This window comes from Halarchaeum salinum, from assembly GCF_039520965.1.
Taxonomy (GTDB): Archaea; Halobacteriota; Halobacteria; order Halobacteriales; family Halobacteriaceae; genus Halarchaeum; species Halarchaeum salinum.
The window spans coordinates 368,175-377,670 of sequence record NZ_BAAABL010000042.1; the positions used below are offsets into that span (position 1 = coordinate 368,175).

The following is a 9,496-nucleotide window of genomic DNA, read 5'->3' on the forward strand; positions in this document are numbered from 1 at the left end:
GTTCCGTTTGGGTTACTCACGCACAGCGGAAACCGCACGTAATCGGGGCTTACCCCGGGGAAACGCTTTCTACCTTTCCCCACGTTTCGAATGGCGTGATCACACCGAACGCCTTCTCGCACGTCGGCCTCCGCGCCGCCGACGTCCACGACACCGTCGCGTTCCTCGAAGAGCGCCTCGATGCGACCCTCCGGGACCGTGGAGACATTGCCCGCGATGATTGGGAACAGGACGTCCGATACGCGGCGCTCGATCTCGCCGGGACAACCGTGTTCGTCGTGCATCCCACACCGTACGAGGCCGCCGGTCTCGTCGAACCGCTCGAACCCGGTATTGCCCACTACGGCATTGAGGTCGACGACGTCGAGACCGCCCTCGACGACTGGCGCGAGAGCGGCGGCGTCCTCATGGAGCCGTTCGACCTCGGCGACACGCGGTACGCGTTCTGTCATGGACCCGACTTGACGCGAATCGAACTCGTCGAAACGCCCGACGGCCGCTGAACGAGACCGGGCGGCCGCTCAGCGCTGGGACGTTACATCGACGGGCCAACGCGCGTGATGGCGAACTCGGAGAGACCGTGGCCCTCCGCGCACGTCGCCGCGCCGTCGGCGATATTGCGAACGGCTGCGACGAGATCAGCCGGACTCGCCGCGCGCGCGTCGACGTCGATGTCGTCGGGAAGTGCCGCGTTCGTCTCCGCATCTCCCGACACCTTCAGCACGGGGACAACCGGATGGCCGGCCGGCACACCGTCAGCCGTGACGTGGATCACCAGTTGCGCGCCTGCCGCGGCGAGCCCGGTTGCGGCCTCCTCGAAGCGCGACGGCGCGTCCACGAGCGAGACGCCGTCCGCGCTCGCGCGAGCACCATACTCGACAACGTCGTCGAGAGCGTGATCGCCGAGGAACCCGGTTGCGGCCTCGGGCCCTTTCGCGACCGCGTCGGTGTGGACGCGTGTCGCGCGAGCGGGGACGTCGTCGTGGCGTCCGAGGAACGATTCGGCCGCGTCGCGAGCGCCGGCGCTCGCGCGTTTGCGCGTCGCCTCCGGGTGGGCGGCGAAGCGCTCGTTCCCGGCGACGAGAACGCGTCCGCCCGCGTCGGTGACGCGCGCAACGACGTCGGCGAGAAGCGGATGTACGTGCGCGACCGTCGAATCCGTGACGTCGCCGACGACGATCCCGATGGTGAGGTCGTCAAGTGACGTTGGCGTCGCGGTCGCCGCCGTGCGGAGCGCGTCCACCGCGGCGACGCCCGCTTCGATGCACTCGTCGGTCCCGCCAGCGTCTTGAATCGAAACCTCGCGGACCGGATATCCCGCTTTGTCAAGGGCTGCAGCGACAGCGTCGCTCTGGACCTCCTCGCAGCCGAGGCCGACGACGAGCGTCCCGGCGACGTTCGGGTTCTTTCCCATACTGACGAGCGTGCGCTCGGTCTGGTCGTTGTCCGCGCCGAGCTGCGCACACCCGTGATCGTGCGGCGTCGCGACCGCGTTCGGGGAACGCCCTGCGATTTCCTCGGCGACGAGGTGGGAGCAGATCACCGATGGGAGGACGAGTACGCGGTCGCGGACGCCGACTCGGCCGTCCGGGCGGCGATACCCCTCGAACGTCGATGTGGGGTCGACCAGCGGCTCCTCGGCGCTCATCCGTCCACCTCCTCGCGCGCCGCGAGATCACCGCGTCCCCGCGCACTCTCGCAGTTGTGCGTGTGCACCCACTCGCCCGGCTCGATGGCCTGCGTCGCGCGCCCGATCGCCTCCCCGTACTTTCGGACGACGTCGCCCCGAGCCATCGGTTCGAGCGCGATCTTGTGCCCGAACGGGACGTCCTCGGTGAGGGTAACGCAGTACGCGTCGTCGTCGACAACGTGGCCCCCGTCGAGGTCGTCGATGGCGGTCGCAACGGTGTCCGACTCCGCCATCAGTAGCGCGACGTCGTCAAGGACGACCCCTTTCATCGGCCCGACCCCGCGCTCGCCCCGGCGAGTTCCTGCGGCTGGACTTCGTTCACCGCGAACTCCTCGAGACCGCGTTTTTCGGCCTCCGTTCGCTTGCCGTCGGCGACCGCGAGCAGCTCGTCGTAGACCCGCTCGCCGACCGACTCGATGGCCTCGCCGTCGATGACCGTGCTCGCGTTCACGTCCATGTTGTTCGCCATCCGTTCCCACGTCTTCGGGTTTCCGGTGACCTTGATGACGGGTGCCACAGGATTGCCCGTTGTACTACCGCGGCCCGTGGTGAACGCGACGACCTGCGCGCCCGCCGCGACCTTCCCGACGACGCTTTCGATGTCGTAGCCGGGGGTGTCCATCGGGACGAGGCCGCCGCCCACGGGGAGCGTCTCGGCGAACTCCACGAAGCCGCGGATCGGCGACGTGCCGCCTTTCGCGATGGCACCGAGGCTCTTCTCCTCGATGGTGGTCAGTCCGCCCTCCTGATTGCCCGGCGTCGGTTGCGCACCGCGGAGGTCGACCCCCATCATGTCCGCCATCGCCTCGCGTTCCTCGACGCGATCGAGCAGGCGCTCGCGGACGTCGTCGTCCACGCACCGCTCCGCGAGGATGTGTTCGGCCCCGATGAACTCCGGCGTCTCGCTGAACGATGCGGTGCCGCCGTCCCGGACAAGCCGGTCGCACGCGTTCCCGACCGCGGGGTTCGCTGCGATACCGCTCGTGGCGTCGCTCCCACCGCATTCGGCGGCAAAGACGAGTTCACTCGCGTCTGCCTCCTCCGAGCGCGCGGCCGACGCCTCCTCGTTCAGTTCTTCGAGGGCGGTCGCGCCCGCTTCGAGGGTGGCACTGGTGCCGCCGGCGTCGCGGATCGAGAGCGTCTCCACGGTCGTCCCGGTTCGCGCGATACGGTCAGCGAGATCCTCGGCATCCGTGTCCTCGGTACCGAGTTCGACTACGAGGGCCGCGCCGACGTTCGGGTGCTGTCCGATCCCGACGAGGACGCGCTCCATCTGCGAGCGCCCCTCTGCCGACTGCGTCGTGCCCATTTGGTGGGGGGTCGCTTTCGCCCACGCGCCCGCTCCGTCAGCGATACCGCGCGCGACGCTGCTCGCCGCGACGGACGTCGGGATGACGGCTACATGGTTCCGGACACCGACGCGACCGTCATCGCGTCGATATCCCATGAACGTTGATCTCATATACCTTCGTTTTTGTGGGGCGATACCAAATGCCTTTCGCGTGTGTCGCGATCGTGTCTCGGCGAGAGCCAGTCGATCGGCCGCCATCGGATAGACAATCGAACGGGGCCGAGCGCTCGCAAATCGTGGGCTTTCGAACACGAGGTTATCCCCGTCCGAAACGCCGTGATCTGCATACTGTACACTGCCGTATCGTGGCCTACTCGACGACGTGCTCGGGCGTCTCGCCGCGGAGCCACGCCTCGATGTCCGTCGCGACGATGCGCGGGCCTTCGAGGACGGCGTCTCGGGTCGATCCCGCGACGTGCGGGGTGAGCACGACGCCATCCTGCGAGAGGAAGGGGTGATCCGCGGGGAGGGGCTCCTCGCGGAAGACGTCGAGTGCTGCACCCGCGATCTCGTCGTCGTCCAGCGCTGCGACGAGTGCATCCTCGTCAACTAGGCCACCGCGAGCAGTGTTTACGAGGAACGCAGACTGCTTCATCGACGCGAACTCCTCGACGCCGATCATCTCCTCCGTCTCCTCCGAGAGACGGACGTGGAGCGTCACCGCGTCCGCGCGGCCGAGGAGTTCCTCGAGGTCCGAGACGGGTTCAGCGTCGTGCTCGACGATAGACTCGTCGTCGACGAACGGGTCGTACGCGAGGACCTCGGGGTCGAAGCCGTGAAGCCGTCGTGCGACACCGCGACCGATGTGGCCGAAGCCGACGATTCCGACCGTCGTCGTGCGGACGTCCGGCGGGAGCAACGCGGGGTCGAAAACCTGCGACCACTCGCCGTCCGTCATGTCGCCGTGGTTGAACGGGATCTCACGGAGGCGCGAGAGGAGCATCGACACCGCGTAGTCCGCCACGGCGTTCCGGTTTCGCCCTGGCGCGTGCAGCACCGTGACGTCGCGCTCGTGGCAGGCGTCGACCGCGACGTTCTCCGTGCCGCCGCGTGCTGCGGCGACAATGTCGAGGTCCGCATCCTCGACGAGCTCGCGCGAGACCGGTGCCTTGTGGACGACGAGGATGTCGACACCGTCGAGGTGCGTCGCGATGTCGCTCGTATCGTAGGCGCTCGGGCCGACTTCCTCCATGTCCATCGTCACGTTCCGGAATTCGGCGGGCGAGGCGTCGCCCATCCAGTCCATCCGCTCAAAGACGACGTCGCGCTCATCGAGAAAGCTGGCCGCTTCGTGCATATACTCGCTCGGTTGCTGCGGGTCGCCGCACAGCAGAACAGTGGTCGTCATCTACTACGAGTCTTCCGGTGGGATAGTCTTCAACGTTTGCCATGCCGGTTCGAGCCCGTTCCGTGCCTCGGCGAACGCCCGAGCGACCCGCTCGTATCGGGCCGTCGCGTCGGGATCGGCGGCGTACTCCCGTTCGACGGTCACCGTCTCCTCGACGGCGGCGTCAACGTCCGCGTAGATGTCCGCTGCGACGCCGGCACAGATCGCGACGCCGCGAGCGCCCATCTCCGCGCCCGTAGGGACCGTGACCGGTCCGCCGAAGACGTCTGCGAACATAGCCGGCCAGATATCGCTGCGCGCTCCACCGCCGGTCACGCGCATCGCGTCGATCGTCGTGCGGAGGTCGCGCACCCCGGTCACCTGCGCGACGGCGACTCCCTCGTAGACCGCGCGGAGCATGTCCGCGCGCGTGCTGTCGAGACCGAGCCCGTAGAACCCCCCGCGGGCGTCCGGGTCGTCCGTCGTTCCGTTCAGATACGGGTGGAAGAGAACGCCGCCCGCCCCTGCCGGGACGTCACTCGCGACCCCCTCGTAGACGGTGTAGGGATCGACGCCACGTTCGACGGCCTGCTCGCGCCACTCGTCGCCGAACTCCTCGACGAACCAGTCGAGACACGCCGCGCCGGCACGCGTCCCCCGATAGCGGAGCCAGCCGTCGAGGTAGCGCCGCGGGAGGCCGCCCGACCCGTCGTCCGGTCCGCCGGTCACGACGACGCTCTGCCCCCATGTACCGAGGATAACCGCGGCCTCGCCGGGGTCGGTGACGCCCGCCCCGAGCGCGCAGGCCCCGACGTCGTGAAGACCGGCGGCGACCGGCGTCCCCGCGGGGAGGCCTGTCTCGGCTTCGGCGGCCGCCGTTACCGTCCCGCAGCGTTCGGTGCTGGGGACGGGGTCTGGGATCGCATCCGCGTGGTCCTCGATACCGAGGACGTCGAACGCGGCGTGCGCCTCGTCGGGCGTCTCTGCGCGGAACACCGACCCCTCCATCGTGTCCGTCGTCGCCGACCCCGTGAACCGGTACGCGAGCACGTCCTTGCAGAAGAGGATGGTGTCTATCCGCGCCGCCGTCTCCGGTGCCTCGCGGTCGAACCACGCGAGGAGGCTGAGCGGATCGCCCCCAAAGGGCGTCCATCCGAGGTGGTCGGCCGCCGCGGCAAGCGTGCCGTCGTCGCGCCACTCGGCCACAAGATCGGTGGCGCGGCTGTCCGTCGACTTCACGCCGACGACCGGCTCGCCGTCGGCACCGAGAGCATAGAGTCCGTGCCCGTGTCCAGCGACGCTGACGCCCGCGATGGCGTCCGGGTCGACCGCGTCGTCGGCCACGACGGCTCGGACGATGTCGACGACCGCCGCCCAGAGCTCGCCGTGGTCCTGCTCGTCCCGCCCCGGTTTCGAACCGAATCCGGGAGTTTCGCTCGATGCGCTGGCGACGACGTCGCCACCGCGGTCGAAGGCGACGGCCTTCAGGTTCGTGAGTCCGGCATCAATGCCGAGTAGCAGCGTGCGCGTCATCGGCGTCCGTGACGACTCCGACCAGCGCTCCCAGTGAGATCGGCGAGACCGCCGTACACCGCGGCGATCCGGTCCTGTACGGCCTCCGCCGCGGCCTGCGGGTGAAAGTAGGTCCGGTCGGGTGACCAGTCGGCATCCCCGAAGAAGTCGGCGCGGTCGTCCACGACGCCCTCGGGCGGTCGGACGGCGTCCGCGTGGTCGCGGTAGAAGTCCGCAAGCGTGCGCGCGAACTCGTACTGATAGCGCGTGTTCTTGTTGAACTTCCGGACGCCGGCGTCGACGAACGCGCGGACCTGCTCGTCGGTGAGTCCCGAAGAGCCGTGGACGACGAGCGGGACATCGAAGCCCGCGTCGTCGAGCGCGTCGCGGACCGCTCGTGCAACGTCGGGCCGGATGTCGAGATCTTGCCCGGACGCGACGCCGTGCTGGGTACCCACCGAGATGGCGAGGAGGTCACAGCCCGTCCGCTCGACGAACTCGACGGCCCGTTCGGGGTCGGTGTAGAACGCGTCCTCCGTGGCGGTTTCGACATCCCCCTCGACACCAGCGACGCGCCCGAGTTCCGCCTCGACGAGCATCTCCCCGTCCGCCTCGTCGAGACGCTCGACGGCCTCCCGGGTCAACTCGACGTTCTCCTCGAAGGACGTGTCCGACGCGTCGACCATCACCGAGGAGGGGACGCCCGACTCGGCGACGGCGTCGAGGAAGTCGGCCTGGTTCGGGAGATGGACGTGGTCGACGTTGCAGAAGACGCCGACGTCGACGCTGTCCGCGACGCGTTCGATGTACGCGGCGAACGCGTTGAGACCGACGGTTGCGTCGCCGTTCCCGAAGGCCGCCGCAATTTTCCGGTTCACCTGTACGACGAGATCGGAATCGGCACTGTCGGCACCCTGAAGAAGTCCGAGGAGGACGTCGACGTGTGTGACGTTACTCGCGAAGAACCCGTATCCACGCTCGCTCGCGTCCGCGTACGTGCTCGAGAGTTCGACACCGTCGTAGTATGGCATCAACTGCCAGTTATCGACGATTCGCCGTATAACTACCGCTCGCACGAACAGAAGCGGCGGTCGACGGGAACCGCCGGAACCGTCACGTCACTGGCGGGCCTCGACGTGGCTTTGGTCCGCGACGCCCGCCGGCATCTCGCCGACGACCATCATCTCGCCGACATCGCGCCGGTCGACAATTGCCTGTCGCTCCCCGCCGAAGAGGAATTCGGCACGGCCCGTTGGGACGAAATAATAATTAACGTTATGCGTCTCTCCGTGGTATTTCACCTCGTATGTTCGACGAACCAGAGGAGGTCATCGATCTCACCAACCCCATCGAGGACGACATCCCGGTCTGGCCGACGTTTCCGCCCATCGACCTGAAGCGGACGAAGCTCGCGGCTCGCGACGGCTACACCATGGAGAAGATGACGATGCGCACCCACACGGCGACGCACGTCGACTCCCCGCGTCACTTCATTCCGGAGGGGAAGACCCTCGACGAGTTCCCCGCCTCGAAGTTCGTCGGCGAAGGAGTCGTGCTCGATCTCGCGCCGATGGAGACCGCGGAGACGATCACGGTCGACCACCTCGAACCGTTCGCCGACGACATCGAGGACGGGGATGTGGTGATGCTCCACACTGGGTGGGATCAGTACTATGGGCACACCGACGAGTGGCTGTTCGAGTTCCCCCACCTCCACGGGGCGGCCTCCCAGTACCTCGCCGACGCGGGCGCGACGGCGGTCGGTGTCGACACGCCGAGCGTCGGCGGGTGGTTCGACGAGATGCCGGCACACGGCTCGAGCACCGACGTCGATCCCGCCGACTCCCACCTCCCCCTCTTGGAGAACGATGTCCTCCCCATCGAGGAGCTCCGTAACCTCGATGCGGTCCTCGACGGTGCCGACACCCGCCGCGCCTGCTTTAGCTTTCTCCCACTCAATGTCCAGAACACCAGCGGGTGTTCCGTGCGCGCCGTCGCGTATCGCTGACCGGGGGCCCGGGCGTCGACCGGCCTTCCGTCATGCCAAGGACGCGCTCGATTCGTCGCAGTCGGCCGCCATCACGAGACAGTGGTGGTCTCCTCGCCGTGAGCGACGTTCGCCACCGCAGGAAGATAAAACTAAGAACGCGGACCGCCTCGTATTCGTCATGATCGAACTCGATGTTCCGGACGCGGAGACGCTCACCAACGTCAACGACCTCGATGTCGACGAGTATCCGCGTTTCGCGTTCGTAGAGCGCCACCGAGATCCACCGCAGGTCGACGACGTCACCGCAGCCACTCGGGACGCCGTCGACGCTATCCCGGCCTTCGACGACCTCCCGGATGGATCGGAAGTCGCTGTCACTGCCGGGAGTCGCGGTATCCACGATATGCCCGAGCTCGTCGAAGCGGCCGTGGACGAACTTCGAGAGCGTGATTTCGAGCCGTTCGTCCTCCCCGCGATGGGGAGTCACGGTGGCGCTACGCCGGAGGGTCAACACGGCGTCCTTGCGGAGTACGGGATCACCGAAGAGCGTCTCGGCTGCGAGATCCGGGACTCGATGTCGGTCGAGCAGGTCGGTGCGGACGAGGACGGACGTCCAGTCTACGCCTCGACCGTCGCGACGAGCGCCGACGCCATCCTCCTCGCGAACCGCGTGAAACTTCACACGGACTACCGCGGCGCGACCGAGTCGGGCCTCGAGAAGATGGCGGTCGTCGGCCTCGGCAAACAGCGCGGGGCGGACGCGATGCACAACACCGCGATCAATGGAGGGCTCGAGTCGGCCATCCGGGAACGGGCGCGGATCCTCTTCGAAGAGACGCCCATCGTCGGGGGGATTGCGCTCCTCGATAACGCCCACGAGCGCGCGGCGCACATTGAGGGGGTCCCGGTCGACGAGATACCCGAGCGCGAACCCGAACTCCTCGAGCGCTCGACGGAACTCTTCCCGACTCTACCCGTCGAGGACCTCGATTTGCTCGTCGTCGACGAACTGGGCAAAGACATCTCGGGTGCGGGGATGGATCCGAACGTTATCGGCCGCTCGCGCTATCTCGACGAGCCAGAACCCGAATCGCCCGATATCACGCGCATCTACGTCCGCTCGGTCACACCGGCTTCCCACGGGAACGCGGTCGGTTTGGGACTCGCCGACTACGTCCACGAGGATCTGGTCGCCGACCTCAACCTCGACGATGTCTACACGAACACCGTAACGAGCGGCGAGCCGTCCCGCGCGTTCATCCCGGTCATCACGCCCACCGACGAAGCGACGCTCGTCGTCGCATACTCGATGATGGGCGTGCGCGACCCCGAAGACCTCCGTGTCGCCTACATCGAGAACACCCTCGAACCCGACGCGCTCTACGTCTCGGAGCCGGTCGCCCGCGAGCTCTCGGAACGCGAGGACACTGATGTCGGCGCGTTTCGAGCGCTCTCCTTCGACGATGAGGGGGACTTCGACTTCGGCTTCGCTACCGAGTAGTCGCGGTCGCGACCGTCGCAGTCCCTCGTAATCGGGGATTCCCGTTCGATATGTCGGAACGGCTCTATTGAATCCGCAGACAGCGTCGGGATGAGTCGTTAGAACGTTGGAAGTGAAGCGGGAGA

Annotated in this window: 10 protein-coding genes; 3 read left to right on the forward strand and 7 right to left on the reverse strand. The window is 67.4% G+C overall.

The window, feature by feature from the left end; genetic code table 11:
* The first annotated feature begins 95 nt into the window (after positions 1-95).
* Positions 96-503, forward strand: coding sequence for a VOC family protein (locus tag ABDZ36_RS07720; RefSeq protein WP_211313445.1), 408 nt, complete (start codon positions 96-98; stop codon positions 501-503).
* A 32-nt stretch (positions 504-535) separates the two neighbouring features.
* Here ABDZ36_RS07720 and ABDZ36_RS07725 read toward each other — a convergent pair whose 3' ends face one another.
* From ABDZ36_RS07725 to ABDZ36_RS07755, 7 genes are all read right to left on the reverse strand, one after another.
* Positions 536-1,648 (reverse strand): UxaA family hydrolase, encoded by a 1,113-nt coding sequence (locus ABDZ36_RS07725; protein ID WP_211313444.1) that lies wholly within the window; start codon positions 1,646-1,648, stop codon positions 536-538.
* The gene (locus ABDZ36_RS07730; protein WP_211313443.1) at positions 1,645-1,959 is read right to left on the reverse strand and encodes a UxaA family hydrolase; all 315 of its coding nucleotides are present in this window, start codon (positions 1,957-1,959) and stop codon (positions 1,645-1,647) included. Before ABDZ36_RS07730 ends, ABDZ36_RS07725 begins: the two co-directional genes overlap by 4 nt.
* A complete protein-coding gene (locus ABDZ36_RS07735) occupies positions 1,956-3,152 on the reverse strand; it encodes a UxaA family hydrolase (protein ID WP_211313442.1) in 1,197 nt (398 codons plus the stop codon). The genes ABDZ36_RS07730 and ABDZ36_RS07735 overlap by 4 nt, the downstream gene beginning before the upstream one ends.
* A 199-nt stretch (positions 3,153-3,351) precedes the next feature.
* Positions 3,352-4,389 (reverse strand): 2-hydroxyacid dehydrogenase, encoded by a 1,038-nt coding sequence (locus ABDZ36_RS07740; protein WP_343749258.1) that lies wholly within the window; start codon positions 4,387-4,389, stop codon positions 3,352-3,354.
* 3 nt (positions 4,390-4,392) lie between these two features.
* A complete protein-coding gene (locus ABDZ36_RS07745; RefSeq protein WP_211313441.1) occupies positions 4,393-5,901 on the reverse strand; it encodes an FGGY-family carbohydrate kinase in 1,509 nt (502 codons plus the stop codon).
* A complete protein-coding gene (gene fba, locus ABDZ36_RS07750; RefSeq protein WP_211313440.1) occupies positions 5,898-6,911 on the reverse strand; it encodes a class II fructose-bisphosphate aldolase in 1,014 nt (337 codons plus the stop codon). Before fba ends, ABDZ36_RS07745 begins: the two co-directional genes overlap by 4 nt.
* An 87-nt stretch (positions 6,912-6,998) precedes the next feature.
* The gene (locus tag ABDZ36_RS07755) at positions 6,999-7,181 is read right to left on the reverse strand and encodes a hypothetical protein (protein ID WP_211313439.1); all 183 of its coding nucleotides are present in this window, start codon (positions 7,179-7,181) and stop codon (positions 6,999-7,001) included.
* Between the two features lie 5 nt (positions 7,182-7,186).
* Between ABDZ36_RS07755 and ABDZ36_RS07760 the strand changes: the two genes are divergently transcribed.
* Both ABDZ36_RS07760 and ABDZ36_RS07765 read left to right on the forward strand, forming a co-directional pair.
* Positions 7,187-7,888, forward strand: a complete 702-nt coding sequence (locus ABDZ36_RS07760; RefSeq protein WP_211313438.1) for a cyclase family protein — start codon at positions 7,187-7,189, stop codon at positions 7,886-7,888.
* Positions 7,889-8,048: 160 nt separating this feature from the next.
* A complete protein-coding gene (locus tag ABDZ36_RS07765; RefSeq protein ID WP_343749259.1) occupies positions 8,049-9,371 on the forward strand; it encodes a nickel pincer cofactor-dependent isomerase, group 22 in 1,323 nt (440 codons plus the stop codon).
* Positions 9,372-9,496 lie beyond the last annotated feature (125 nt).

Bases quoted from the DNA above. Each gene is read 5' to 3' on its own strand.
- ABDZ36_RS07760 (WP_211313438.1), top strand. From the start codon at position 7,187: ATGTTCGACGAACCAGAGGAGGTCATCGATCTCACCAACCCCATCGAG.
- fba (WP_211313440.1), bottom strand. From the start codon at position 6,911: ATGCCATACTACGACGGTGTCGAACTCTCGAGCACGTACGCGGACGCG.
- ABDZ36_RS07740 (WP_343749258.1), bottom strand. From the start codon at position 4,389: ATGACGACCACTGTTCTGCTGTGCGGCGACCCGCAGCAACCGAGCGAG.
- ABDZ36_RS07735 (WP_211313442.1), bottom strand. From the start codon at position 3,152: ATGAGATCAACGTTCATGGGATATCGACGCGATGACGGTCGCGTCGGT.
- ABDZ36_RS07745 (WP_211313441.1), bottom strand. From the start codon at position 5,901: ATGACGCGCACGCTGCTACTCGGCATTGATGCCGGACTCACGAACCTG.
- ABDZ36_RS07725 (WP_211313444.1), bottom strand. From the start codon at position 1,648: ATGAGCGCCGAGGAGCCGCTGGTCGACCCCACATCGACGTTCGAGGGG.
- ABDZ36_RS07765 (WP_343749259.1), top strand. From the start codon at position 8,049: ATGATCGAACTCGATGTTCCGGACGCGGAGACGCTCACCAACGTCAAC.
- ABDZ36_RS07730 (WP_211313443.1), bottom strand. From the start codon at position 1,959: ATGAAAGGGGTCGTCCTTGACGACGTCGCGCTACTGATGGCGGAGTCG.